The sequence below is a fragment of the Halorubrum sp. SS7 genome (assembly GCF_005435055.1).
GTDB lineage: Archaea > Halobacteriota > Halobacteria > Halobacteriales > Haloferacaceae > Halorubrum > Halorubrum salinarum.
In genome coordinates this window covers 188,662-214,457 of record NZ_SGXV01000001.1, presented here as the reverse complement: position 1 = coordinate 214,457, position 25,796 = coordinate 188,662, and the positions used below count along the sequence as shown (strand labels likewise).

Genomic DNA, 25,796 nt, shown 5'->3' with positions numbered 1-25,796 from the left:
GCGTGCGGGTCGCGACCGTCGCGCCGTCTCGGACCGGCCGAGCGGGCCGTCGCGGCGTCGCGGCGCCGCGGTCGCTCCGGATAACAACCTCTTTGCCGTCGGGCGCCGCCCTCCGTGACATGGGCATCCCGGCGGAGCGGATCGAGCGGCTGTTCGCCCTCGCCCGCGAGGCGGTCATCGACGACGAGTACGACCGCGCCCGCGAGTACGTCGCCCGCGCCCGCCGGATCGCAGAGCGGAACCGCTGCGGCGTTCCCACAGAGCTCTCCAGGCGCGCCTGCGACGACTGCGCCGTCTACCTCCGGCCCGGAAAGACGAGCCGCGTCCGGACCCGGCCCGGCCGCGTGGTCGTCCGCTGTACGGAGTGCGGCGCGACGGCGCGGTACCCCTACGGGGAGTGACCGCGGCTACTCGGCGCGCTCGCGCAGCGCCGCGAGCACCGAGGCCGTCCCGTCCATGAACCCCTCCGAGACCACCTCGTCGGCCGCCTCGCGGGCCGCGTCGTCCGCGTTGGCGACCGCGTAGGACTCGCCGGCGACGCCGAACGTCGAGACGTCGTTCTCGCTGTCGCCGACCGCGACGAACTCGTCGGCGGCGAGCCCGAGCGCGTCGGCGACCACGCCGAGCGCCCGCCCCTTGCTCACGCCCGTCGACTTCACGTGGTAGGCGTAGCCGGTGTCGACGACCTCCACGTCGTCGACGGCCGCGGCGACCTCCCGGAGGAGCGCCTCGTCGGCGTCGGGCGAGCACGCCACCTCCGTTTCGCGCCACCGATTCACCGTGTCGCCGTCCCCCCACCCGACCTCGCCGCCGCGCTCGCGGAACGCCTCGACGACGGCCCGCGCGGCGTCCGGGTCGCCGACGACCGTCGTCTCGCCGTCGACGTACGCAACGCCGCCGTTCTCGGCGATAACGGTCTCCTCGCGGCCGAGGAAGTGCGCGAGCGCGACCGGGTAGGGGAACGCCTTCCCTGTGGCGAAGACTATCGGGGCGTCCCAGTCGGGCAGCAGCTCGAAGGCCCGCGGGTCGATCCGGCCGGTCGGCGTCGTCAGCGTGCCGTCGATGTCGAGCGCGAGTGGCGGGACCATACCCCGAGTCGGCGGCTCGGCGACAACTGTCTTCCGTTCGAACGAAGCGGGGTCGGAGCGGCGGCGCGTCGTCCGCACGCGGGCCACCCGCCCGAGGCGAGCGCGGAGCGCAGCCGAGGGGTCGCGCGGCGCTACCCGGTCCGGACGCGGCGGTCGAACAGCTCGCGGAAGACGACCGTCGGGAACAGCGGCACGAGCCGGCTCGGCGGCCGACCCTTGCCGTCGCTCCGGTGGACGGTGACCCGTTCGAGCAGGCCGGCGTCGGCCAGCTCGTAGAGGACGCGCCGCACCGTCGACGCCGACAGGTCGACGCCCGGGCGCCCCGCGATGGCCTCCGTCGCCATCCCCACGGTCGACCGCTCCTCTTCCGTGAGGCCGGCGAGCTCGTAGAGGAGCCGCTGGCGGCTCTCGGGCAGCGAGAGGACGCGGCCCAGCGCCACGCAGGGGCGCGGGACCCCGTCGGTGCCGGCGTCGACGTCGCCCGCTCTGACCGTCGACGCGCCGGCCCGCTCCGCGTTGACCGCCGCGCCCATCACGGCGGCGAGCGCGTCGTGGGCGTCGCCCGCGGCCCACTCGACTATCTCGCGGATCTGGTCGTGGCTGAGCGCGTCGCGGCCGAGCCCGGTCGAACACCGGCTCGTCAGCAGTTCGACGAGCACGTGCCGGCGGTACTTCGCGAACTCGACGGTGGTCTCCGGCTCCCAGTCGACCGCGTCCGGCGGGTCGCGGCCGAGACAGGCCGGCGTGAGCTGCTCGCCCACGTCGGTGAGCCAGTCGACGAGCGTCGCCGCGGTCGGCGTCTCGGCCTCGTTCGTGTGGTCGACCGCGACGACCAGGTCGGGCCCGGTGCGCATCGCGTCGCGCAGCGAGTCGGCCAGGTCCTCGGTACCGATCCCGTGGTCGGGGACGTGTTCGTCGCTCATCGCGGCCAGCATCGCGTGGTACAGTCGGAACCGGGTCGAGGCGTTCCGGGCGTCGACGTAGACGAACCCGGGGATCGTCGGCTCGACCGCCCGCGTGGTCGTCTGGATCGCCCGGCGCGGGCCGCTGTGGCTCGCGAGCCGGGCGAACAGCGCGGAGACGACCGCGGACTTCCCGCTCCCCTTCGGTCCGTACACGTAGACGCTCGGCGGGAGCGACCCGGAGAAGGCGGGCTCGAACACGTCGAGGAGCCGCTCTATCGCCGGCCCGCGGCCGACCGGCGAGTCGACGTGTCTGACCGGAGACACGGCTTCGAAGTCGGCGAGAACGCTCATGCCGGCGTCGTAGCCGAGTCGTCGCTCGATCCGGTCGTCGATATTCACGGTCGACCCTCCGGGATAGTCGAACAAAACAGCCCCGAAACGGGACTGGAGGACGGTCCTCGGGGCGGACGGGTTCGCACGCCCGAGCCGCCTACCAGTGGGCGGGCTTGTACCGGTTGATGACGACCGTCGAGACGACGAAGACGACCCCGCTGATGACGCCGGCGATCGCGCCGACCGCCAGTCGGACCGCCGGCGTCCCCTCGGAGACGACCGCCATCACGACTGCCACGGCCCCCATCACGACGAGGAGGTTCCGTCGGTCCCGCCGGTCCAGCCCGATCCGGTCTAGCATACCACGTCGTCTCGGCCGGGGCAGTTAAACGCCCCGCGTTCCGCTCGCGACCGCGCCCCGTCGGGCGGGCGGACGGCGCCGCGCTCGTCCGGGGCCGACGGCCGGGGTCGGGGCGATGGAAACCTATACGACCGTCGGGCGAACTACGACGGGTATGTCGAACGACGCGGCCGTCGAGACGCTGCACACGGTCGACGACAGGAGCAAGGTCGTCGCGGTCCTGTCGACGGCGGCCGCGTTCGGGGCCGGGATGCTCGCGATCGGCGACATCGAGTTCGTCTCGATCGCCGCGGCCGCGTTCGGGATCGGCGTCCGCTTCGCGTCCGTCTGGGCGGGCGTCCGCGCCTTCGTCGACGACGACGCGGTGACGATCGCCGACCAGCCCACCGCGGGGAGCTTCCACCACGGCGCGACCGGCGTCGCGCTCGCCGCGGCCGGCGCGACCGCGCTGGTGGGCCGCGCCCTCGGCGTCGAGGTCGTCCCGATCGCCGTCGCCGCGGCGGCCGTCGGCGTCGTCGGGTTCGTAGGGCTCTCGGTGCTGCTCCCCGACTGAGCAACGTGCGCGCTCGGCCGTGGTCTCGTGCGCGCCGCTCGCCGACCGGTTCCGAGCGACCGCGGGTGAGCGAGGTTCCATAATAAAAAGGTGCTGCCGGGGCCGAGAGCGCGTTAGATTCCCGTGCCGGGGATCCAGACGCCCCAGTTGAGCAGCCCCGCGATGACCAGCAGCCCGATCGTCAGCGTCCAGACGACGATGGCGGCCGCCGGCGGGTCGAAGTGGGTGTCGGAGTGCGCGTAGAACACGCGCTGGCTCGCCTCGCCGACGACGGCGGAGAACAGCCCGAACAGCGCGCCGAACAGCAGCGCGGGCGCGGCGCCGAACGCCAGCGGCGCGGTCAGGTCTCCGGCCGACAGGTCGGTGAGCATCAGGATCCCCTCCTGCCACGTCGCGAGGAACGCGGTCGCCCCCGCGAGCGTCATGTGGTGGGTGACCGGGATGCGGTCGACGCCGAGGTTCAGGAACAGCAGCGACGCCGCGCTGATCCCGAAGCCGGCGAACACGGCGATGAGGCCGTGCCCGCCGCTGATCATGTTGTACGTGATGACGCCCGCGCCGAGCCCGGTGAAGAACCCGATCGCGGCGACGTGCGACCACTTGTACATGTTCGGCAGCCACGGCTCGACGGCCAGGCGGTCCTCGCTGGCCTTCCCGCCGTCGCCTTTGACCTCGCCGGGCTCGCGCATCTCCTCGCGCTCGAACGGCCCCATGTCGAAGTAGCCGTCGGCCTTGTCGCTGACCTTGCCGACGATGCTGTAGCCGAAGACGGCGCGGACCACGAGCGCGCTGATGACGATGCTCACCGGGATCGGGTCGACCGGGAGCGCGAGCTGTCGGGAGAGCTGTTCGATGAGGACGCCGAAGATGCCGAAGACGGCTCCCACGGCGAGGACGTCCGGCTTACTCCCCAACGCGAAGCCGATGTCCTTCGCGTTGTGGTAGTCGAACCCGGACTCCATGTAGCCCTTGTTGGCCGCGTAGCCGGCCGCCGCGACGCCGCCCGCGAAGGAGATGTGCGGCCCGAACACCGGCCCGAAGCCGACGTCGACGCCGAACCCGCCGCCGCCGAGCGACCCGCCGATGACGAGGAACCCGGTGAAGATGAACGCCGGCAGCGCGCCGAGCGCCGCCCCGAAGGCGCCGCCCGCGAGCGCGCCGAGCAGGATGGCCGGATTCGTCAGGCTCTCGATCACGTCGGTCGGCGCGCCCGGCTCGTAGCCGACCTGTAGCACGGTGTCGGCCGCGACGGCCAGCTCCGGGAGCAGTTCGACGCTCATCTACTCGTCCTCCTCGTCGATCGCCCAGTTCTTCGAGCGCTCGACCGCGTCGTCCCAGCGGCTGTACAGCTTGTCGACCTCGTCCTGCGACTTCTCCGGGGTGAACTCGCGGTCGATCTGCCAGTTGTCGCGGAGCTCGTCGACGTTGTCCCAGTAGCCGACCGCGAGCCCGGCGGCGTACGCCGAGCCGAGCGCGGTGGTCTCGTCGACCTCCGGTCGCGCGATCTCCGTCTGGATGATGTCGGACTGGAGCTGACAGAGGAAGTTGTTCTTGACCGCGCCGCCGTCGACGCGGAGGCTCGTCGTCTCCACGCCGGAGTCGGCCTCCATGGCCTCGGCGATGTCGCGGGTCTGGTAGGCGATCGATTCGAGCGTCGCCCGCACGATGTGCTCTTTGCTCGTCCCGCGCGTCATCCCGACGATGGTGCCGCGGGCGCGACCGTCCCAGTGCGGGGCGCCGAGCCCCGTGAACGCCGGGACCATGTAGACGCCGTCGGTCGAGTCGACCGACCGCGCCAGCTCCGCGGTCTGGGCCGCGTTGTTGATCAGGTCGACGTCCTCGAGCCACTCGATGGCGGCGCCGGTGATGAAGATGGACCCCTCGAGCGCGTACTGGACGGGCTCGCCGGACATCTGGAACCCGATCGTCGTCAGGAGTCCGTGGTCGGACTCGACGGCGTCGGTCCCGGTGTTCATCAGGTAGAACGAGCCGGTGCCGTAGGTGTTCTTCGCGTCGCCCTCGTCGAAGCAGGTCTGCCCGAACAGCGCGGCCTGCTGGTCGCCCAGCGCCCCCGCGACCGGGACCTCCTCGCCGAGGAAGCCGTCCGCGTCCGTGTGGCCGTAGTAGTCCTCGTCGGAGGACGGCCGTACCTCGGGCACCATCTCCTTCGGCACGTCGAACTCGTCGAGCAGCTCGTCGTCCCACTCCAGGTCCCGGATGTTGTACAGCATCGTCCGGGAGGCGTTGGTGACGTCAGTGATGTGGTTGCCCGTCAGGTTGTAGATGAGCCACGAGTCGATGGTGCCCATCACGAGTTCGCCGGCGCGGGCGCGGTCGCGCAGGTCGCCGCCGCGCGAGCTCTGCATCTTCAGCGGCTCGGCGTTGTCGAGGATCCACTCCGTCTTCGTCGCGGAGAAGTACGCGTCGGCCTCGAGGCCGGTCTTCTCGCGGATCTCCTCGACCTTGTCCGCCTCCTGAAGCTCCTCGACGCGGTCGGTCGTCCGGCGGTCCTGCCAGACGAGGGCGTTGTGGACCGGCTTCCCGGAGTCTTTGTCCCAGACGATCGTCGTCTCGCGCTGGTTGGTGATGCCGATGGCGTCGAGCTGGTCGGCGTCGAGGCCCGCGTCCGCGAGGCCGTCGAGGACGACCTGCTGGGTGTTCTCCCAGATCTCTATCGGGTCGTGTTCGACCCAGCCCGGGTTCGGGTAGATCTGTTCGTGCTGTTCGTAGGCGTTCGCGACGACCTGGCCCTCGTGGTCGAACACCATGAATCGAGTTCCGGTCGTCCCCTGGTCTATCGCACCGACGTACTGTGTCATGTTGTGGATCCCTCCTGTGGCGCTGGTCCGTGCGCGGCGATCGCCCGGTCGCCCTCGCCGTCGAGGGCGGTTTCGGGCCCGCGTCCGCCGCCGCGGCGCGCGACCGATCGGTCAGGCCCGTCCGGAGCCGACCCGAGACGGTCGCGAGACGCGCCGCGGCATATCTTCACGGAAGCTACCACGCCGATCGTGAACATAATGTACTACCATAATAATCTTCCTGTTGAAATCCCGAGTTCGACGCGAGTGAAAAAGGCAGATTGATAAATCCGTCGGCCTCGTCAGCGATTACAGTACTTGAATGACCCTGATAGTTACTGTTGGGGTGCGCCGGGAGGTAAAGTAAAGTGGACGTGGTCCAAGGGCCTCGCATGGACAGACAAGTGGACGTCGTGGTCGTCGGTGGGGGGTCGACGGGGTGCGGCGTCGTCAGGGACCTGGCGCGGCGCGGGCTCGATACGGTCCTCGTCGAGAAGGGGAACCTGACGCACGGCACGACCGGACGGATGCACGGACTCCTTCACAGCGGGGGGCGGTACGCGGTCTCCGACCAGAAGAGCGCGAAGGAGTGTATCGAGGAGAACAGGGTGCTGCGCGACATCGCGTCCCACTGCGTCGAGGAGACGGGCGGGATGTTCGTCAAGCGGCCCGAGGACTCCGAGGAGTACTTCCAGGAGAAGCTGGAGGGGTGTAAGGCGTGCGACATCCCGGTCGAGGTGATCGACGGGGAGGAGGCGCGGCGCCGCGAGCCGTACCTCGCGCGCGACGTGGAGAAGGCGATCGCCCTGCCGGACGGCGCGGTCGACCCCTTCCGGCTCTGCGTGTCGAATGCCGCGGACGCCCGGGAGCACGGCGCGCGGATCGAGACGCACGCCCCGGTGACGGACGTGCTCGTCGAGGACGGGGAAGTCGTCGGCGTCGAGATCGAACACGAGACCGGGCCGGGCAAGCGCGTCCACCGCGAGCCGGGGACGACCGAGGAGATACGCGCGCGCCACGTCGTCAACGCCACGGGCGCGTGGGCGGGCAACGTGGGCGAGATGGCCGGCGTCGACGTGGAGGTGCGCCCCTCGAAGGGCGTGATGACGGTGATGAACACCCGGCAGGTCGACACCGTGATCAACCGCTGCCGGCCGAAGGGCGACGCCGACATCATCGTCCCCCACGAGACCGCCTGTATCCTCGGCACGACCGACGAGGAGGTCGACGACCCGGAGGACTACCCCGAGGAGGAGTGGGAGGTCGACCTGATGATCGAGACGCTCTCGGAGCTCGTCCCGGCGCTCGAGGACGCGCGGACGCTCCGCTCGTTCTGGGGCGTCCGCCCGCTGTACGAGCCCCCGGGGACGGGCACCGAGGACCCGACCGACATCACGCGCGACTACTTCCTCTTGGACCACGGCGACCGCGACGACCTCCCCGGCATGACGACCATCGTCGGCGGGAAGCTCACCACCTACCGGATGATGGCCGAGTCCATCTCCGACCACGTGTGCGAGACGCTCGGCCACGAGGCGACCTGCGACACCGCCGACGCGCCGCTCCCGGGCTCGGAGAGCGAGGCCCGCATGGAGGACCTGATGGACGAGTTCGGCCTGCGCTCGCCGGTCGCGCGCCGCTCGGGCCAGCGGCTCGGCTCCCGGGCCGACGACGTGCTCGACGAGTACGACCCGAACCCGATCGTCTGTAACTGCGAGAGCGTCACCCGCGCGGAGGTCCAGGACGCGATCGGGGAGGCCGGCTCCGACCTCAACGCGGTCCGCCTCCGCACCCGCGCCTCGATGGGGAACTGCCAGGGCGGCTTCTGTACCCACCGGATCGCCGCGGAGCTCGCCGAGGAGTACCCCGAGCCGGTCGTGCGCGACGCCGAGGACGAGCTGTACCAGGAGCGCTGGAAGGGCCAGCGCCACGCGCTGTGGGGCGAGCAGCTCTCGCAGGCGATGTTGAACCACATGCTCCACGCGACCACGATGAACCGCGACGGCGACCCCGCGAACCTCGACGAGGCGGTCGACTTCGGCGCGTTCGACGCGGGCGCGGGGGCGCCGAGCCCGGGCGATTCCGACGGCGAGACCGGGACCGCCGCGGCGGACGGCGGCCGCGCAGACGACGACGCGGTCACCGACGGTGGCCGCGCAAGCGACGACGCGGCGACCGACGGAGGTCGCTGATGGCGATCAACAGCGACGTGCTCGTGATCGGCGGCGGGCTCGCCGCGGTCACGGCCGCGGTGTCGGCCGCCCGCGAGGGCGCGGACGTGCGGCTCGTCTCTCACAAGGCGAGCACGCTGCGGCAGGCCTCCGGGCTGATCGACGCGCTCGGCTACGTCCCGGCGACCGAGCCGGCGAAACCGCTCCGCGACGGGCCGCCGACCGCGGGCCGCGAGCTCGACCGCGACGAGTGGCCGGACCCGGAGGGGCCGCTCGCGGACCCGTTCGAGGGGATCGAGCGCCTGCCGGAGTCGCACCCGTACCGAGTGGTCGGCGCGGACGCGCTCCGCGACGGGCTCGCCCTGTTCGACGACCTCGCGGGCGACGCCTACCGCGGGGGCCACACCGACCGCAACGCGCTCGTCCCGACGTTCGGCGGCGCGGTGAAGCCGACGGCGCGGTACCCGGCCGCGGCCGAGGCCGGGCTCGCGAGCGACGAGCGGCCGATGCTGATCGTCGGGTTCCGGTCGCTGACCGAGTACGACGCGCGCGCCTTCGCGGGTCGGCTGGAGGCGGCGGGCGTCCCGTTCGACGCCGCCGGCGCTGAGGTCGAGTTCGCGGAGGCGTTCCGGGCCGACGCGAAGATCACCCGGCTCGCGAAGGCGCTCGACCACGACGAGGACATCGACGGCGTCCCGGCCCGCGAGGCGCTGGCGAAGGCGGTGGCGCCGCACCTCCACGACGTGGTCGACGCGGACGGCGGCGTGGACCGCGTCGAGCGCGTCGGCTTCCCGGCGTTCCTCGGCGACGACCGGGGCGACGAGGTGCGCGCGGAGCTCGCCGACCGGCTCGGCGCCGACGTGTTCGAGGTCCCGATGGGGCCGCCGAGCCTCCCGGGACTCCGTCTGGAGGACCGCCTGTTCGACGCGCTCGACGCCGAGGGCGTGCGGTTCGAGACCGGCAACCCCGTCGTCGGCGTCGAGTCCGCGAGCGACGGGCGGGTCGAGGCGGTCGCGGTCGACCGGAAGGGTCGGACGGCGCCGTACGGCGCCGACGCGTTCGTGCTGGCGACCGGGGGGCTCGTCGGGAAGGGGCTCGACTCCGACCGCGAGGGCGTCCGCGAGCCCGTCTTCGACCTGTACGTCGACCAGCCGGACGACCGGTACGAGTGGTTCGTCGACGACGCGTTCGGCGACCAGCCGTACGCGCGGTTCGGCGTTCGGCCCGACGAGCGGTGTCGGCCCACGGACGCCGACGGGGAGGCGCAGTACGAGAACGTGTTCGCGGCCGGCGGCGTCGTCGGCGGCGCGGACGCGGCGAGAGAGAAGTCCGCGAGCGGGGTGTCGCTCGCGACCGGCCTCGCGGCCGGGCGGCAGGCGGCGACGGAGGCGAGCCAATGACACGAGACACGGCGGACGACGGCGACGGGGGAGACGCGAACGGGACGACCGAACCGAGCGGCGGACGCGGCGGGGGCCGCGGGCGCGCCGGGTGCGGGGACTGCGGCTGCGGGGAGCCGAGCCCGGGTGTCCCCGAGGCCGGCCGCGACGAGCAGCCGTCGATATTCGTCCCTGACGAGGGGGAGATCGCGGACGACGGCCCGGGGGCGGCCGCAGACGCCGCCGGCGCCGCGGAGCGCGCCGCCACCGACGGCGGCGTCGAGAGCGCGTCGGGCGGCAGCGACTCGACCGAGCTCGACCCGGACGCGTACGACCCGGTGGACGTGTTCCCCGGCGGCGACCTCGACCTCCGCGAGGGGGCCGACTCCTGTTACAAGTGCACGAGCTGCGACACCTCCTGTCCGGTGGCGGAGGTCGACGACGAGTTCCCCGGGCCGAAGTTCCAGGGCCCGGAGCAGTGGCGGCTCAAGCGGAAGGACGACCACGACATCGACGAGTCGATCACCTCCTGTTCGAACTGTATGCGCTGTGACGACGCCTGCCCCTCCGGGGTGCCGCTCTCGCAGATGCACAACGAGGCGCGCGGGCAGTTCGTCGAGCGGCAGATGGAGAAGCTCTCGATGGAGTACATTCGGAACCGAATCTTGGCCAACTACCGCACGTCGGCGAGCCTCGCGAGCATGTTCCCGCGGACCGCGTCGTTCGCGATGAACTTCGGGCCCGCCCGGTGGGCGATGGAGAAGGTGATGGGGATCCCCAAGGAGCGCGACTTCCCCGAGTTCGCCACGGAGACGTTCCGCGAGTGGTGGAAGGCGCGCGGCGGCGCGCAGGTGGAGAACCCCGACAAGCGCGTGGCCTACTTCCACGGCTGTTACTCCAACTACAACACCCCCGAGGTCGGGAAGGCCATGGTCCGCGTCTACGAGCACTTCGGCTACGAGGTCATGGTGCCGCCACAGAAGTGCTCGGGCACGCCGATGTTCGCGAACGGGATGCTGAAGGACGCGCGGCGCCACGCCGAGACGAACGTCGAGAACCTCGTCGAGGCCATCGGCGATGGCGCGGACGTGATCGCCTCCTGTACCTCCTGTTCGATGTCGCTGCGCCAGGAGTACCCGGAGCTGTTCGACCTCCACGGGATCGAGGACCTCGCCGAGCACACCTTCGAGGCGCTGGAGTATCTCCGGATCCACGAGGACCTGGAGGGCGAACTCGACGCGGCCGGCGGGCTCGACGACGAGCGCGCGTTCGCGTACCACGCGCCGTGTCACGCCCGCAACCAGGGGCTCTCCCGGCAGGCGGTGGAGACGTTCCGGGACGTCGACGGCGTTCGGATGGAGGACGTGGGCGACTCCTGTTCGGGGATCTCCGGGACGTACGGCTGGAAGGAGGAGAAGTACGAGAAGTCGATGGAGATCGGCGCGGAGATGTTCGAGCACATGGAGGACGCCGAGGGCGAGGTCGGCATGACGGAGTGCCCGACCTGCGCGATGCAGATGGAGCACGGCACCGGCTACGAGATCGAACACCCCCTCCAATTGCTCGAGGACGCGCTCGGCGCGTAGGCGGGACCGTCCCCGACCGGGGGTGAACACCGCCGAGACAGCGCCTCTCGCGGACCGCGCTCGCGGCGCGTCTCGTCGCCTGCGCCGTTCGTTCTCAGGTTCGATAACCGCGTGAGAATCCTTATCCGGGAACCCCCTCAGTCAGGATACGTGACGCTCGAACAGTTTCTCGATCGCTTCGACGGTCCCGAGCGGTCCGTGGTCATCGTCAACCGAACCGACCCGGACCCCGTCTTGAACATGCTCGTGGACACGTTCGGCGACGACGCAGTGCGGGTCGTGGAGGGCCGTGTGGTCGAGGGCCCGGACGACCCCGACGCGGGCGGCGCCGGGGGGGACGGCCGGCTGACCGACGGCTCCGGGGCCCCGCGGCTCGATCGGACGAGCGGTCTCACAGCGCGAGAACTGGCGACGAACGCCGTCGTCGACGGGGAGGGCGACGCCGCCCCGTCGCTCGACGTCGAGGTGCTCCGCCGCCACGAGGACGTGCCGTTCGACGGCGGCGACCCCTCCGACATCGAGAACCTCGTGCTGCTCATGGAGGACGACGAGGTGGTCGCCGGCTCGACGCTCGGCGAGCTCGGCGACGCGGTGCTGTTCGTCAACTCCGACCTGTACATCACCGGCAGCCGGTCGCTCTCCGACGTGGAGCTTCCCTCGGTGATAAGCGGCCTCGACGACGCGACGTTCACGCTCCGCGGGTACCCCGAGTCGAACCGACAGAAGCTGCTGCTCATCACCATCTCGCGGTTCATCGAGCGGGCGGCGTGGACCGCCGGCGACGGCACCCTGCGCTCGTCGTTCCAGCGGCTCTCGCGTATCGACGACGAGGTCGGCACGCGGGACGTGTACGAGCGCGTCGCCGACACCGGCGTCGACACGCACCTCTACGGCGTGCCCGACGAACTCCCGCAGGACCTCGACGCGGTGATCCACGCCGGGAACGACCCCGACTTCACCGACAGCTGGTTCGTGGTGTACCGGCCCCCGGAGGGGCCGCACCCCGCGCGGAGCGACCCGGAAAGCGACCTCGTCCGGGGGGTCGAAGGGGGCGTCGGGCTGCTCGCGGTCGAGACGGAGCCGCGCGTCTGGCGCGGGCTCTGGACGTTCGACGCGGACCGCGTCGCGCGGATAAATCGGTACATCGAGCGCAACCTGTAGGCCGATCGAGGATTTCCTCCCGCCGGCGACCGGTCGTATCCAACCCGTGCGTTCATATTCTCGGAGCGGTGACGGGCGGCCATGTTCACGGAGCGGTCCGCGCTCGTCGACGACGGGCGCCCGATGCGCGGGTACGGCGTCGCGGTGACGCCCGGCCGCGACGGGCCGCTCGTCTTCGTCGCCGGCTACGGCGAGCCGAACCGGCTGTACGCCCGCGAGGGCGGCCGCTTTTCCGACACCGCCTGCGGCATCGTCGCCGACGGAACCCACCACGGGATGGGGGTGTGCGCGTCCGACCTCGACGCAGACGGGTGCGAGGAGGTGTACGTCCACAACTGCGCGCGCGGCGTCGACGGCGGCGACCCCGACCTGCTCTTGAGTCGCCTGGAGGCCGACAGGTACCGCTGGACGGACGTGTTCGCGCGGGAGGTGAACGCCGACCGCATCGACGTGCGCGCCGGGCGCTCCGTCGCCGCGCTCGACCGACTGGGGACCGGTCGCTACGGCGTCGCCGTCTCCGGCTACGCCGCCCCGCTCGCGTTCTACGAACTCGGCGACGACGGCGAGGTGACCGACATGGCCGAGGCGGTTGGCCTGGAGGTCGACGGGGGGTGCCGGTCGCTGCTCGCGGTCCCGTACCGCTCGCGCGAGGGCGACCTCTTCGCGGGGGTCGAGGGGGGACCGAACCGGCTGTTCAGCAACCGGGACGGGCACTACGACCGGACCGACGGCGGCCCCGACCTCTCGGACCCCGGCGGCGACACGCGGGGCGCCGCGCTCGTCGACGAGGGCGGGACGTTCGCGCTCGCGGTCGGCAACGAGTCGGCGCCGAGCCGGCTGCTCCGCTGCTCTCCCGACGGCGGCTACGACGACGTGGCCCCCGACGCGCTCCGCGACGTTGGGCCGGTCCGGACCGTCGTCGCGGCGGACTTCGACAACGACGGCCGCGAGGAGCTCTTCTTCAACGTCTGCGGCGCGGAAAACCGGCTGTTCGAGCGCGTGGATCGGCCCGGGGGGCCGCCACAGTGGGAGCCCGCGGACCTCGGGGCCGCCGCGGAGCCGGACGGGTTCGGCACGGGGGCGGTGGCGGCCGACCTCGACGGCGACGGCGCGCTGGAGCTCCTCGTGGTCCACGGCGAGGTCGCCGCCCAGCCCGTGACCGCCTACGGCGTCGCCGACGCGCCCGACGCCGGGTGGCTGCGCGTGCGCCCGACGACGCGACACGGCGCCCCGGCGCGCGGCGCCGTCGCCACCCTGGAGACGACCGAGGGCGTCCAGCGGCGGACGGTCGACGCGGGGGGCGGCTGCCTCTGTCAGACGGAGCCGGTCGCGCACTTCGGGCTCGGCGGCGCGGAGCCGCTGCGCGTCGACGTGCGGTGGCCGGACGGGCGCGAGCGGACCGTCGTCGGCCCGAGCGCCGACCGGGAGATAACGGTCAGACACCCGTCTCGGAAGGCGACGGACCGCGACGCCCGGACGCGGCGGTAGCGGCCGAGCGGCCCCGAGCGGGGGCCCGGCGGGACGGCGGCGGCCGCCGTGGCCAGAACTGCCGCCCTTCGCGGGTTCAAGTGTCCCCGGGCGTACGGGGAGGTATGGTGGATCCGACCTCGGAGCTCGAGGAGGACGTCGACGAGGAGTCCGCGCCGCGCTGCGCGACGTGCGGCGAGCCGGCGCTGGGGACCGGACACCGAACGGTCACGTGGGTCGACGGCGGCGACGCCGTCCACCGACACTTCTGTTCGCCGTCGTGCCGCGCGGACTGGGACGACGAGCGGCCCTCCGCGGGCGAATAGTCAGGGGAGCGACGGCGCGACGATCAGGGCGGTGACCGGAGGCCGGCCGCCACGACGCGGCGCGGCGGTCGGCGACGGCGGGAGGCTTTTTGCCCGCGGGGGTGGTAGCGTTCGGTATGATATCGCTCGACGAGGCCGTGACGGCCCGACTGGAGTCACACGGGGAGCGGTTCGAGGTCCTGATCGACCCCGACGCCGCGCTCGCGATCAAGCGCGGCGAGTTCGACGACGACTTAGCGGAGGTCATCGCCGCGGAGGACGTCTTCGAGAACGCCTCGCGGGGCGACCGCCCGGCCGAGGAGGACTTAGAGACCGTCTTCGGCACAACGGACCCGCTGGAGATCATCCCGGAGGTCGTCGAGCGCGGGGAGATCCAGATCACCGCCGAACAGCGCGCGGAGATGCAAGAGCGGAAGCACAACCAGCTGGTGACCACCATCACGCGCAACGCCGTGAACCCACAGATGGACGACTCCCCGCACCCGCCCGAGCGGATCGAGCGCGCCCTGGAGGAGGCCGGGTTCCAGATCGACCCGATGGAGCCGGTGGAGAACCAGGTCGACGACGCGCTCGACGCGCTCCGACCGGTGATCCCGATCCGGTTCGAGGAGGTGACGATGGCGGTCCAGCTCCCGGCCGACTACGCGGGGTCCGGCCAGGCGCAGATCCGCGAGTTCGGCGATCTCGAACGCGAGGAGTGGCAGAACGACGGCTCGTGGGTCGGCGTGCTCACCTTCCCGGCCGGCCTCCAGAACGACCTCTACGACCTCGTCAACGAGGTCACCTCGGGCGAGGGCGACGCCCGCGTCATCAAGGACAAAGACGAACTGCGGACCCGCTGACCGAATCCTTAAGCTCGCGACGCATTTTCACCGCCTCCGCGGGGTTGATACCGGCGGGCCGCGGCTCGGATCGCATGCATCCACGCGCGGCGGAGTTCGAGGAGCGGGCGGCGGAACGGCACGGCGTCGACGTCGACGTGCTGGAGTTCGACGCGGGCACGGAGACGGCGGCCGCCGCGGCCGACGCCGTCGGCTGCGAGACGGGCGCCATCGCGTCGACCATCGTCGTCTCCCTCGTCGGCGGCGACCGGGACGGGGCGCTCGTCGCGGCGGTCACGAGCGGCGCGAACCGGCTGGACCTCGACGCGGTCGCCGAGTACTCCGAGGCCGACGCGGCCGAGATGGGCGACCCGGACCGGATCCGCGAGGTCGTCGGCTGGAGCATCGGCGGCGTCCCGCCCATCGGACACGACGCCGCGCTCCCGACCGTCTTCGACCCGACGCTGGCCGAGTACGACACCGTCTACGGCGCCGCCGGGACGCCGAGCGCGGTGTTCGCGATCGGTCCGGACGCGCTCGCCGACCTCGCGGACGCGACCGTCGTCGATCTCACAGAGTGAGTAGCGACGCCACCGGATGGCGGAGGCAGCGGCGCGTTGTTAAGCGAGCACGCTCTCGGCGACTGAGTTATTAACTATGACTTGTGAAATAATAACCTTTTTCTGTTAATCGGCGATAGGATCGGTATGACTCACTCACGGCGGTCGGTACTGCGGCGCGGCGCCGGGCTCGCGGTCGCGGGGGCGGCGGCGTCGCTGGCGGGATGCTCGGGCGGGGGAACCGGCGGTTCCGAGGGGTTCGACTCGGGGTACGCCGCCTTCTTCACCCTCAACGACTGGGCGAACGAGGTCGCGGGGGAGCACGCGAGCTTCGAGGACCCGGTCGACGTGGGGCAACTCGGCCACGGGTGGACGCCCGACGGGACGCTCGCCGCGGAGGTCGCCGCGACGGACGCCTTCGTCTACCTCGACAGCCCGGAGTTCTCGTGGGCGCAGGACCTCGCGGAGACGCTGGAGAGCGACTACGACTCCGTCGCCGTGGTCGACGTGCTCGACGGGCTGGAAGACGACCTGCTCGACTGGGACCACAACCACGGCGGAGAGGGCGGCGACCACGGCGACGAGAGCCACGACGGGGAAGGGGACTCCCACGAGGGCGACGATCACGAGGGCGACGACCACGGCGGCGAGGGGGAGACCCGGTACGACCCCCACGTCTGGACCGACCCGGTCCTCGCGGCCGAGATGGTCGAGTCGATCGCCGCGGGGCTCGGCGAGGCGGACCCGGAGCACGCCGACGCGTACGCCGCCAACGCCGAGTCGTACGCCGACGAACTCGGCGCGGTCGACGACGCGTTCGAGTCGATCGCCGAGGACGCCGCGCGCGACGTGGCGGTGCTGGCGGGCCACAACTCCTTCCAGTACTTAGAGGCGCGCTACGGGTTCCGGCTCCACTCGCCGGTCGGGGTCTCGCCGCAGAACGAGCCGACGCAGTCAGAGATCGCCGACACGATCGACCTCGTCGACTCGGCGGGGATCGACGTGGTGTTATACGACCACTTCCAGTCGCCCCGGCTCGCCGAGTCGATCGTTGAGAACAGCGACGCGACGGAGGCGGTCCCCGTCACGCCCGCCGGGGGGACGACGCGGGAGTGGAACGACGCCGGCTACGGCTACCTCGAACAGATGACCGAGATCAACGTCCCCGCCTTCGAGCGGGCGTTCGGCGCGCAGTGAGCCGGTCGACGCGCGCGCCGACCGGCTCGGCGCCCGGCGACGGCGGCGCCGCCGGACTAAAAGAGCTAAACGTGCGGCCGACCCATACCGGAGACACGCAGTGAGCGCAATCGTCGACCTCGACGGCGTGACGTTCGCCTACGGCGACACCGTCGCCGTGAGAGACGTCTCCCTCACGGTCGAGGAGGGGGACTTCCTCGGGCTGGTCGGGCCGAACGGCTCCGGGAAGACCACGCTCCTCCACCTCATGCTCGGTCTCCACGAGCCGGACGCGGGGTCGGTCGAGCTGTTCGGCCGACCGGTGGCGGAGTTCGACGACGGCGGTCGGATCGGCTACGTCTCGCAGAAGGCGACGAGCCAAGGCGGCGCGATGCCGGTCACCGTCCGCGAGTGCGTCACCATGGGTCGGTTCGCGCACGCCGGGCGGGGCCGGCTCTCCGCGGCCGACCGGGCCGCCGTCGCGGACGCCATCGAGACGGTCGGCATCGGCGACCTGGCCGACCGGCTGGTCTCCGAGCTCTCGGGCGGACAGAAACAGCGCGCGTACATCGCGCGCGCCCTGGCGAGCGACGCCGACCTGCTCGCGCTCGACGAGCCGACGGTCGGCGTCGACGCCGAGTCGCGCGACGCCTTCTACGCGCTCCTCGACGAGCTCAACGACGACGGGATCACGATCATCCTCATCGAGCACGACATCGGCGTCGTCACCGACCGCGCCGACCGCATCGCCTGTATCAACACCGAGCTGTACCACCACGGCGACACCGAGTCGTTCGTCGAGAGCGAGGCCCTCGCCGAGGCGTACGGCACGACTGGGCAGGTCGTCCACCACCACCACTGATGAGCCGGAGCAGCGCCGCTGACGGCGAGGGGGAGACCGCGGCCGTCGAGGGATCGACCCGTGACCGCCGGCGTCGCGTCGAACTCGCCGGCGTCGGCCTCACCGCGTTCGTCGCGGTCGGCATGCTCGGGTTCCTCCTGCTGTACTGGGCGCAGGACCTCCCGGTCGCGAGCGATCTCTACGCCGCGTTCCGCTCGCTCGGCCGGGGGATGGACGCCGCGCTCGGCACCAACGTGTTCCGGCACCCGATCATGTGGCAGTCGATGGCGGTGGGCGTGCTCGTCGGCGTCGTCGCCCCGCTCGTCGGCTCGTTCCTCGTCCACCGCGAGATGGCGCTGATCGGCGAGACGCTCGCGCACACCGCGTTCGCCGGCGTCGCGGTCGGCATCCTCGTCACCTCCTCGACCGGGTGGAACGGGTCGCTGCTGCTCGTCGCGCTCGCGGTCGGCGTCCTCGGCGCGCTCGCGGTCCAGTGGCTCACGGAGCGCACCGACGCCTACGGCGACGTGCCCATCGCGATCATGCTCAGCGGGAGCTTCGCGGTCGGCACGCTGATCATCAGCTACGGCGACGGGCTGACGGGCGTCAACATCCAGGGGTACCTGTTCGGGAACCTCGCGGTGGTCACGCCGGAGGGCGCGCGCCTGATGGGCGCGCTCTCGCTCGTCGTCGTCGCCGGCGTGGCGCTGACGTACAAACAACTCCTCTTCATCACCTTCGACGAGCAGGCGGCGCGGGTCGCCCAGCTGAACGTCACCGGCTACAACACCCTGCTGGTGGTGCTGACCGCGGTCGTCGTCGTCGGCGCGATGCAGGTGCTCGGCGTCATCCTCGTCGCCGCGATGCTGGTCGTCCCCGTCGCGGCCGCCTCGCAGGTCGCGCGGAGCTTCCGCGAGACGATGTACCTCGGCGTGATCTTCGGACAGCTGTCGGTGCTGGGCGGCTTCGCGATCTCGATCGGGTTCGGGCTGCCCTCCGGGGGATCGATCGTCGTCACGGCCATCGCGGTATACCTCGCGAGCATCCTCGGCTCCGGGGCCTCCGGAACGCCCGTGTCGGCGCACGGCTGACGGCGAGCGGCCGCCCGTTCCCGTCGCGTGACCCGGCTCGCGTCCGGTTTCCACAGACCCTTATGTCCCGGCCGCCAGACACGTCTATGGGAGACACAGAGACCTACACGGTCACCGGCCCCGACGGTGACGAAGAGTCGTTCGAACTGCCCGCCGGCCTCGTCGACGTGCTCAGCGAGCAGGGCGAGCCGTCGACCGCCGTCATCTCCGACGTGGTCGTCCAAGCGATGGCCCAGCAGGCGCACGTCATCGTCCACCACAGCGAGGGCGACGTGCCCGAGGACATCGCGGCGATGGAGGAGACCGCCGCGGAGCTGTTCGAGGAGCGCTTCGGCCAGTCGCTCGAAGACGCGCTCGGCCACTCGCACTGAGCGGGCGCCACGCGGTCGTTCCGACCGACGCCGGCGCGTCGCACCGCCCGAACGAGTTCGCCCGACCGGCCGCTTAAGCCGGTCGAGTCCCTACGTTTTCGCATGCCTACCGACCCGGCCGGCGCGGACGCGCCGGTGTTGATCTTCGACGGCGACTGCCCGTACTGCTCGGTCGCGGCGGTCGCGCTGCGCCGGCTCGACGGCGTGGTCGCGGTCCCGTGGGAGGCCGACCCCGTCGGGCCGTTCCTCGACGCGCAGTTCGGCTCCCGGCCGTTCGCGATGGTGCTCGTCGACCCCGCCGAGCGCCGCGTGTACGCCGGTCGGTCGGCCGCCGAGGAGCTGGCCGACCGCGCGGGCACCCCCGGGATCGTCGGCGGGCTGGTCCGCGACAACTACGACCGCATCGCCGACGTGGTCGGGACGCTGTCGGGACGGGCCCGCGACCCGGACGACTTCCACGACACCTACCGCCTCGACGACGAGGCGGGCGACATGGTGGGATCGCTCCGGACGGCCGCCGCGGAGGCGCCGGCCGCGCTGTCGTGACCGGGGCGCCGACCGCGGCCGCGACGGGGAGCGACCGATGAACGACGCGCCCGGCGGGAGCTATACGCTCGTCGTCGGCCTCGCAGCGGACGCGACGGTGACGGCGGGCGCGCTCGGCGACCGCCGGCTCCCGGCGGGCGCGTACGCCTACACGGGGAGCGCGCTGGGCGCGGGCGGGTTCTCGCGGGTCGACAGGCACCGCCGGACCGCGCGCGGCGACAACGACACCCGGCACTGGCACGTCGACTACCTGCTCGGCCACCCGGCGGCGCGGATCGACCGCGTCGTGCGGAGCGTCGGCGTCGACGTCGAGTGCGCGGTCGCCGAGTGCCTACCGCCCGGGCCGATCGACGGGTTCGGCGCCTCCGACTGTAGCTGCGAGGCCCACCTGTCCGCCGGCGACGGGCTCGACGCCCTCGCGGAGCGCGCGCTGGCGGCCCACGAGGCGGCGGTCGCGTCGTCGGACGACCCGGACGCGACCGTCGACGTGGTCGACGGCTCCGGGGAGTGAGCCGCCGGGCGGCTCGCCTCAGAGGTCGTACCGGTCGACCACCTGCCGGAGCTGTTCCTCGCGCCCCTCCATGGCGGCGTCGCGGAGGGCCTCCTCGTCCTCGGTGGGACAGTTTAGGTCGGGGACCGGCGTGGGACGCCCGTCGTCGTCGAGCGCGACGAACGTGAAGTAGGAGGTCGTCGTCCGCCGCGTCTCGTCCGTGCGGGGGTTCTCGGCGCGCACGTCGACTTTCACGTCGACGCTCGTCCGGCCGGTGTTGAACACGTACCCCTCGATGATGGCGACCTCGCCCATCTCGATGGGCGAGATGAAGTCGACGTGGTCCATCGAGGCGGTGACCACCTGCCGGTTCGCGAAGCGCATGCCGGCGATGGCGCCGCAGATGTCCATCCAGTGTAACACGGCGCCCCCGAGCGCGCGGCCGAGGTTGTTCGTGTCGTTCGGGAGCAGCATCTCCGTCATCTCGGTGTGCGAGGAGGCGAGCGTGGCCGTCTCGTCCATGCCTCCCGTGAGAGGGCCGGCGACTTGAACGGCCGGCTTCCGTCGCGGGCGGCGGCCGGCGGACGCGGCGCGAGCGCGCTACCGCTCTTCGGAGGGCCCGTCGTCGTCGCCGAACCGGATCGAGTCCGGCGGTCGACCGGCCTCGTCTATCACCTCGTCGGTGACGACGATCGGACAGTCGACGCGGACCGCCAGCGCGAGCGCGTCCGAGGGGCGGGCGTCGAAGACGAACCGCTCCGGCTCGCCGTCGTCGTAGCGCTCGGCATCCACCTTCGCGTAGAAGGTGCCGTCGTGGAGGTCGTCGACGCGAACGCGGTCGATCGCGCCGCCGAACTCCGTGAGGACCTCCACGAGGAGGTCGTGCGTGAGCGGTCGGTCGAACGGTTCGCCCTCCAGCGCCATGCCGATGGACCGGGCCTGGTCGCCGCTGACGAAGATGGGGACGTACTCGCCGCGCGCGGAGAGGATCACCGCCGGGACGTCGCCGCTCGGCGCCGAGCCCGCACCGACCCCGACGACCTCGGCTTCGTGTTCCATACGCGAACGTGGTGACGGCGGCTTGAATAGCTGTCCCACGCGCGGCCTCAGTCCGACGCGCGGTACCAGTACGCCCACGCGAGCGTGAACACGAGCGCGGCCCCGAGGAAGAACACGACCCCCGGCTCGACGAGCGAGACGGCGTACTGCGCGATCGGGTCGCCGACGAGTTCGACCGCGCCGTCGGTCCCCTCCGCGGCGGTGTTCTGGTCCGGGACACTCTCGATGGTCGGGCCGCCGCCGTCGCCGCCGTCGGCGGTGGCGGTGCCCGCGTCGCCCCCGGAGCGGGCGGTGAACTGCGAGCCGAGCGAGCCGACCGCGAGCAGGCGCTGGACCGCGACCGCCGCCAGCCCGATGATCCCGTAGCCGCCGAGCAGGCGCATGAGCGCGGTCTTGATCCCGGTCGACTCCTCGGACCCGCCCGCGAACAGCACGAGGGGCTCGTCCGCGGCGGCGTACACGTCCATCTCGCGCCCCTTCTCCGAGTAGGCGGTGTCGACCACGTCGACGAGGTCGGCCTCGTCGAGCCGCGAGAGGTGGTACTGGACGTTCTGGAGCGAGGTGTCGACCTCGTCGGCGATCTCCGACTTCGTCGCCGGGCGGTCGTGGAGCGTCGAGAGGATGGCTCGGGCCGTCTCGGAGCCGAGGGCGGCGATGAGGTCGTCGGCCTCCTCGTCGTCGACGCCGACGACGCGGGGTTCGCGCTCCTCCGGAGTCGCGTCCGGCAGGGAGGGCAACAGCCGGGACATACGCTCTCATGGGACGCGTGAGGATACAAACTTGTTGGATCGTCGGGGACGAGTCGGCGCTCCCTGGGCGGATACCGCGATCGACTCACAAACCCTAAACGCGGCGACCGAGTACGACGGGTGATGACAGAGACGTCACGGGGGAGCGGCGACGGCGCGCCCCCGTCGACCGACCGGTCCCCGCGGGCCGACGGCGGCGACTTGGACGGGGCGACGCGTCGCGACCGCTCCGCCGGCGAGGGGAGCGTCACGGTCGTCGGGACGGCGCACGTGTCGGAGCGCTCCGTCGACGAGGTCGAGGAGACGATAGAGCGGGAGCGCCCCGACGTCGTCGCCGTCGAGCTCGACGAGGGGCGCTACCGGCAGCTCAACGGCGAGACCCCCGACGACCTCGACGCCGGCGACCTGCTCAAGGGGAACACCGTGTTCCAGTTCCTGGCGTACTGGATGCTCTCGTACGTCCAGACCCAGCTGGGCGAGCGGTTCGACATCGAGCCGGGCGCCGACATGAAGGCCGCCGTCGACGTCGCCGAGTCGCTCGGCATCGACGTCGCCCTGGTCGACCGCGACATCCAGACGACGATCCAGCGGTTCTGGGCGCGCATGACGATAACCGAGAAGCTCCGGCTCGTGGGCGGGCTGGCGTTCGGCGTCAGCGACCCCCGCGTCGCCGGCGTGATCGGCGGGCTCATGGTCGGGATCCTCGCGGGCCCGGCGATCGGGCTCTTCGGCGGCGCCGTCGGGATCACGACCGGCGTGCTGACGAGCGTCGCCGCGGGCGTCCTCGTCGCGCTCGCCGTCGGCATCGCCGTCGACCAGGTCGGCACGCTCGCGCTCTCGCCGGACCAGCGGCTCTACGCCGCGGCCGGCACCGGGCTGGCCGCCGGCGTCGCGGCCGGGGTCACCGGCGTCGCGAACGGCCTCGTCTCGACGTACCTCGGCGGGTTCCCCGTGGCCGCCATCGGCGGCTTCGGGATCGGGATCGGCCTCGGGCTCGTCGTCGGGGCCGTCCTCGCGCTCGCGGTCGGCGCGTTCGCCGGCGGCGAGGTCGACCCCGAGGCCGGGGGGATCGAGGAGCTCGACGAGGCCGACCTCACCGACACGGACGTGGTGACGATGATGATGGAGGAGTTCCGGCAGTTCTCCCCGGGCGGCGCGGAGGCGCTCATCGACGAGCGCGACGCGTTCATCGCCCACCGGCTCGTCGCGCTCCGCGAGGCCGGTCACGACGTGGTTGCCGTCGTCGGTGCCGGCCACCGGGCGGGGATCGAGGGCTACCTCGCCGACCCCGCGACGCTCCCGCCGATGGAGAGCCTGGTCGGCCAGGAGTCCGGGCGCGGGCTCCCGTGGAAGAAGGCGATCGGCTACGCGATCACCGTCGGCTTCGTCGGCTTCTTCCTCCTGCTCGCGCTGGGCGGGGCCGGGAACGCCTTCCTGCTCCGCCTGTTCGGCGCGTGGTTCCTGATCAACGGCGTCTTCGCGTTCGCGTTCGCGAAGGTCGCGGGCGCGCGCTGGCTCTCGGCCGGCGTCGGCGGCGCCGTCGCGTGGCTGACCTCGATCAACCCGCTGCTCGCGCCCGGCTGGTTCACCGGCTACGTCGAACTGCGCAGCCTGACCGTCAACGTCGCCGACATCGGCGCGCTCAACGACCTGCTCGCCGACGAGACGCGGTCGGCCGCCGAGCTGGTCTCCGCGATGCTCGACGTGCCGCTGTTCCGGCTCATCGTCGTCGTCGCGATGACGAACGTCGGGAGCATCGTCGCCAGCTTCCTGTTCGCGGCGTACGTCATCCCGGCGATGTTCGGCGCCGAGGTCGGCGGCGTTGAGGACGTCGGCCGGCTGCTCGTCGAGGGGGCGATAAACGGCGCGGACCTCGTCCGCGGCGCCGTGGGGGGGATCGCATGAGCGGCGGGAGCGCGGTGTCCGGGCGCCGGATCGCGGGCCTGTACTTCAGCGGGACCGAGCTCCGCGACCTGCTCGTCGCGTGGCTCGCCCTCGGCGTGGCGTTCATGCTGTTCTTCGTCGGCGGCTCGGGCGGTATCGGCCGCATCCTCGCGGCGGGCGTGGTCCCGCCGCTGTTCGTCGCCCTCTCTACCGCCGGGGTCGCCTTCCTCCTCCACGAGGTCGCGCACAAGGTCGTCGCGGTCCACTACGACCAGGTCGCGGAGTTCCGCGCGGACAACAGCATGCTGTTCCTCGCCGTGATGAGCTCGCTCCTCGGGTTCATCTTCGCCGCGCCGGGCGCCGTCCACCACCGCGGCCGGCTGACGCCCCGCGAGCACGGCCACATCGCGCTGGCCGGCCCGGTCGTGAACCTCGGGCTGATGGCCGTCTTCTTCCCGCTGTTCGCGCTCGGCGGGATCGTCGGGAGCGAGATCGTCACGGTCCTCGGCGCGCGCGGCATCGCGATCAACGCGTTCCTCGCGGCGTTCAACCTCGTGCCGTACGGCCCGCTCGACGGGAAGACGGTGCTGTCGTGGAGCAAGCCCGTCTGGGCCGCCGTCTTCGTCCCCTCCGCGCTGCTCGCGTTCGGGCTCGTCTTCGTCCTCGGCCTCGGGTTCGGCGGGCCGTTCTGACGGGCGACGCAGCCCGCTCGCGACGGGCCCGGCGGAACGGTGCGTTTTTGCTCTGCGGGCGTGCCCCCACAGACATGACCGAGGCCGACGGGAGCGACGACGGGGGACCGGACGCCGGCGACGAACTCACCTACGCGGACGCGGGCGTCGACATCGACGCGAGCGAGGCCGCGACCGCGGCGCTGATCGGCGCGGTCGGCGCGGACACCGAGGCGGAGGGCTCCGGGAGCGAGTACGCCGGGCTGCTCGACATCGGCGACCGCTACCTCGCACTGGCGACCGACGGCGTCGGGACGAAGCTGCTCGTCGCTGAGGCGCTCGGCGACTACTCGACGGTCGGCATCGACTGTATCGCGATGAACGTGAACGACCTCGTCGCGGCCGGCGTCCGCCCCGTCGCGTTCGTCGACTACCTCGCGGTCGACGAGCCGGACGAGCGCTTCGCCGAGCAGGTGGGCGAGGGGCTCGCCCGCGGCGCGGAGCGCGCCGACATGGAACTCGTCGGCGGCGAGACCGCGGTGATGCCGGAGGTGGTCCGCGGGCTCGACCTGGCGGGCACCTGCGCCGGCCTCGCCGCGAAGGACGGCGTGTTCGACGGGCGGGCGGAGCCGGGCGACGCCCTGGTCGGCTGGCGCTCGTCGGGGATCCACTCGAACGGACTCACGCTGGCGCGGGAGGCGGTGACGCGCGACCACGAGTACGCCGACCCCTGTCCGTTCGAGGGCTACGAGACGCTCGGCGAGGCGCTGCTCGAACCGACCGCCATCTACACCGACCTCCTCGACCCGATGCGCACCCACGGCGTGCGCGGCGCGGCCCACGTGACGGGCGGCGGCTGGACGAACCTCGAACGCCTCGGCGACCACCGCTACGTCGTCGAGGACGCGTTCGACCCCCAGCCGGTCTTCGAGTTCGTTCAACGCGAGGGGAACGTCTCCGACGAGGAGATGCACCGCACGTTCAACATGGGGACCGGCTTCGTCGCCGCCGTCGACCCGGACGCGGCCGAGTCGCTGGCCACCGAGACCGACGGTCGCGTCATCGGTCGCGTCGAGGCCGGGACCGACGCCCCGGACGGCGACGCGACGGTGGCGATCCGCGGGCTGGAGCTGTGATCGGCGCTCGATAGCAGTTATTGTTGCCGGTACTACGGACCGTCGGCCCGGCGCGCCGACGCGGCGTCGTTTATGCCCGTCGGGGCCGAACGGGAGATGATGACAGACCGGGACGCGTCGCCGGACGAGCGCGACGGCGAGGACGGCGAGACGCGCGAGGGCGACGAGCCGGACGACGCGGGACACCTCGACGACGTGGAAGACGGCGCGGGCTGTACGGAGATTTGGGAGCGGCTCTCCGAGCGCCGGGAGGAGTGAACGCGGCCCCGCGTC

At 72.0% G+C, this 25,796-nt stretch carries 28 protein-coding genes; 20 read left to right on the top strand and 8 right to left on the bottom strand.

Annotation, left to right across the window (positions count from 1 at the left end):
- Positions 1-119 precede the first annotated feature (119 nt).
- Positions 120-401: a ribonuclease P protein component 4 gene (locus EXE44_RS01115; RefSeq protein ID WP_137715595.1), complete on the top strand. Its 282-nt coding sequence runs from the start codon at positions 120-122 to the stop codon at positions 399-401.
- Between the two features lie 6 nt (positions 402-407).
- On the opposite strand, the gene EXE44_RS01110 is transcribed toward EXE44_RS01115, so the two are convergent.
- From EXE44_RS01110 to EXE44_RS01100, 3 genes are all read right to left on the bottom strand, one after another.
- Complete coding sequence (locus tag EXE44_RS01110; protein ID WP_137715594.1) at positions 408-1,088, bottom strand: HAD-IIB family hydrolase; 681 nt, start codon at positions 1,086-1,088, stop codon at positions 408-410.
- Between the two features lie 131 nt (positions 1,089-1,219).
- A complete protein-coding gene (locus EXE44_RS01105; RefSeq protein ID WP_137715593.1) occupies positions 1,220-2,392 on the bottom strand; it encodes a Cdc6/Cdc18 family protein in 1,173 nt (390 codons plus the stop codon).
- A gap of 91 nt (positions 2,393-2,483) precedes the next feature.
- Complete coding sequence (locus EXE44_RS01100; protein ID WP_121562145.1) at positions 2,484-2,687, bottom strand: hypothetical protein; 204 nt, start codon at positions 2,685-2,687, stop codon at positions 2,484-2,486.
- A 154-nt stretch (positions 2,688-2,841) separates the two neighbouring features.
- Between EXE44_RS01100 and EXE44_RS01095 the strand changes: the two genes are divergently transcribed.
- Entirely contained in the window at positions 2,842-3,240 is a 399-nt protein-coding gene (locus tag EXE44_RS01095; protein WP_137715592.1) for a hypothetical protein, read from the top strand.
- 113 nt (positions 3,241-3,353) lie between these two features.
- On the opposite strand, the gene EXE44_RS01090 is transcribed toward EXE44_RS01095, so the two are convergent.
- Together EXE44_RS01090 and glpK are read right to left on the bottom strand one after the other, a co-directional pair.
- Entirely contained in the window at positions 3,354-4,520 is a 1,167-nt protein-coding gene (locus EXE44_RS01090; RefSeq protein ID WP_199241167.1) for a hypothetical protein, read from the bottom strand.
- Positions 4,521-6,059 carry a glycerol kinase GlpK gene (gene glpK, locus EXE44_RS01085; RefSeq protein WP_121562143.1) on the bottom strand — a complete coding sequence of 513 codons (1,539 nt, stop codon included), beginning with the start codon at positions 6,057-6,059 and terminating at the stop codon, positions 4,521-4,523.
- Positions 6,060-6,430: 371 nt separating this feature from the next.
- On the opposite strand from glpK, the gene glpA reads away from it, so the two are divergent.
- From glpA to EXE44_RS01015, 14 genes are all read left to right on the top strand, one after another.
- The gene (glpA, locus tag EXE44_RS01080; protein ID WP_137715591.1) at positions 6,431-8,230 is read left to right on the top strand and encodes an anaerobic glycerol-3-phosphate dehydrogenase subunit GlpA; all 1,800 of its coding nucleotides are present in this window, start codon (positions 6,431-6,433) and stop codon (positions 8,228-8,230) included.
- Positions 8,230-9,609, top strand: coding sequence for a glycerol-3-phosphate dehydrogenase subunit GlpB (gene glpB / locus EXE44_RS01075; protein WP_137715590.1), 1,380 nt, complete (start codon positions 8,230-8,232; stop codon positions 9,607-9,609). The genes glpA and glpB overlap by 1 nt, the downstream gene beginning before the upstream one ends.
- A complete protein-coding gene (locus EXE44_RS01070) occupies positions 9,606-11,174 on the top strand; it encodes an anaerobic glycerol-3-phosphate dehydrogenase subunit C (RefSeq protein WP_137715589.1) in 1,569 nt (522 codons plus the stop codon). Before glpB ends, EXE44_RS01070 begins: the two co-directional genes overlap by 4 nt.
- A gap of 150 nt (positions 11,175-11,324) precedes the next feature.
- On the top strand, positions 11,325-12,335 hold the full coding sequence (locus EXE44_RS01065; protein ID WP_137715588.1) for a hypothetical protein: 1,011 nt from the start codon (positions 11,325-11,327) through the stop codon (positions 12,333-12,335).
- Between the two features lie 81 nt (positions 12,336-12,416).
- On the top strand, positions 12,417-13,823 hold the full coding sequence (locus EXE44_RS01060) for a CRTAC1 family protein (protein ID WP_137715587.1): 1,407 nt from the start codon (positions 12,417-12,419) through the stop codon (positions 13,821-13,823).
- A 104-nt stretch (positions 13,824-13,927) separates the two neighbouring features.
- Complete coding sequence (locus tag EXE44_RS01055) at positions 13,928-14,128, top strand: hypothetical protein (protein ID WP_137715586.1); 201 nt, start codon at positions 13,928-13,930, stop codon at positions 14,126-14,128.
- Positions 14,129-14,244: 116 nt separating this feature from the next.
- On the top strand, positions 14,245-14,970 hold the full coding sequence (locus tag EXE44_RS01050) for a ribosome assembly factor SBDS (RefSeq protein ID WP_137704159.1): 726 nt from the start codon (positions 14,245-14,247) through the stop codon (positions 14,968-14,970).
- Between the two features lie 74 nt (positions 14,971-15,044).
- Positions 15,045-15,530: a YbaK/EbsC family protein gene (locus tag EXE44_RS01045; RefSeq protein WP_137715585.1), complete on the top strand. Its 486-nt coding sequence runs from the start codon at positions 15,045-15,047 to the stop codon at positions 15,528-15,530.
- 126 nt (positions 15,531-15,656) lie between these two features.
- Positions 15,657-16,706 (top strand): metal ABC transporter substrate-binding protein, encoded by a 1,050-nt coding sequence (locus tag EXE44_RS01040; protein ID WP_137715584.1) that lies wholly within the window; start codon positions 15,657-15,659, stop codon positions 16,704-16,706.
- A gap of 100 nt (positions 16,707-16,806) precedes the next feature.
- Positions 16,807-17,547 (top strand): metal ABC transporter ATP-binding protein, encoded by a 741-nt coding sequence (locus EXE44_RS01035; protein ID WP_137715583.1) that lies wholly within the window; start codon positions 16,807-16,809, stop codon positions 17,545-17,547.
- Complete coding sequence (locus EXE44_RS01030) at positions 17,547-18,617, top strand: metal ABC transporter permease (RefSeq protein WP_137715582.1); 1,071 nt, start codon at positions 17,547-17,549, stop codon at positions 18,615-18,617. The genes EXE44_RS01035 and EXE44_RS01030 overlap by 1 nt, the downstream gene beginning before the upstream one ends.
- An 86-nt stretch (positions 18,618-18,703) precedes the next feature.
- Complete coding sequence (locus EXE44_RS01025; RefSeq protein ID WP_137715581.1) at positions 18,704-18,988, top strand: hypothetical protein; 285 nt, start codon at positions 18,704-18,706, stop codon at positions 18,986-18,988.
- A 102-nt stretch (positions 18,989-19,090) separates the two neighbouring features.
- Positions 19,091-19,534, top strand: coding sequence for a conjugal transfer protein TraF (locus tag EXE44_RS01020; protein ID WP_137715580.1), 444 nt, complete (start codon positions 19,091-19,093; stop codon positions 19,532-19,534).
- Between the two features lie 37 nt (positions 19,535-19,571).
- Positions 19,572-20,045 (top strand): DUF123 domain-containing protein, encoded by a 474-nt coding sequence (locus EXE44_RS01015; RefSeq protein WP_137715579.1) that lies wholly within the window; start codon positions 19,572-19,574, stop codon positions 20,043-20,045.
- Between the two features lie 18 nt (positions 20,046-20,063).
- On the opposite strand, the gene EXE44_RS01010 is transcribed toward EXE44_RS01015, so the two are convergent.
- The 3 genes from EXE44_RS01010 to EXE44_RS01000 form a co-directional block, all read right to left on the bottom strand.
- Positions 20,064-20,546 carry an acyl-CoA thioesterase gene (locus EXE44_RS01010; RefSeq protein WP_137715578.1) on the bottom strand — a complete coding sequence of 161 codons (483 nt, stop codon included), beginning with the start codon at positions 20,544-20,546 and terminating at the stop codon, positions 20,064-20,066.
- A gap of 78 nt (positions 20,547-20,624) precedes the next feature.
- Positions 20,625-21,083, bottom strand: a complete 459-nt coding sequence (locus tag EXE44_RS01005; RefSeq protein ID WP_137715577.1) for a bifunctional nuclease family protein — start codon at positions 21,081-21,083, stop codon at positions 20,625-20,627.
- Between the two features lie 47 nt (positions 21,084-21,130).
- Positions 21,131-21,832, bottom strand: coding sequence for a winged helix-turn-helix domain-containing protein (locus EXE44_RS01000; RefSeq protein ID WP_121562128.1), 702 nt, complete (start codon positions 21,830-21,832; stop codon positions 21,131-21,133).
- A 123-nt stretch (positions 21,833-21,955) separates the two neighbouring features.
- Between EXE44_RS01000 and EXE44_RS00995 the strand changes: the two genes are divergently transcribed.
- The 4 genes from EXE44_RS00995 (at position 21,956) to EXE44_RS20630 (ending at position 25,781) form a co-directional block, all read left to right on the top strand.
- Positions 21,956-23,737 (top strand): TraB/GumN family protein, encoded by a 1,782-nt coding sequence (locus EXE44_RS00995; protein ID WP_137715576.1) that lies wholly within the window; start codon positions 21,956-21,958, stop codon positions 23,735-23,737.
- A complete protein-coding gene (locus tag EXE44_RS00990) occupies positions 23,734-24,408 on the top strand; it encodes a metalloprotease (RefSeq protein WP_053772158.1) in 675 nt (224 codons plus the stop codon). The genes EXE44_RS00995 and EXE44_RS00990 overlap by 4 nt, the downstream gene beginning before the upstream one ends.
- A gap of 74 nt (positions 24,409-24,482) precedes the next feature.
- Entirely contained in the window at positions 24,483-25,523 is a 1,041-nt protein-coding gene (purM, locus tag EXE44_RS00985) for a phosphoribosylformylglycinamidine cyclo-ligase (protein WP_137715575.1), read from the top strand.
- 99 nt (positions 25,524-25,622) lie between these two features.
- Complete coding sequence (locus EXE44_RS20630; protein WP_199241166.1) at positions 25,623-25,781, top strand: hypothetical protein; 159 nt, start codon at positions 25,623-25,625, stop codon at positions 25,779-25,781.
- The last annotated feature ends 15 nt before the right edge of the window (positions 25,782-25,796 follow it).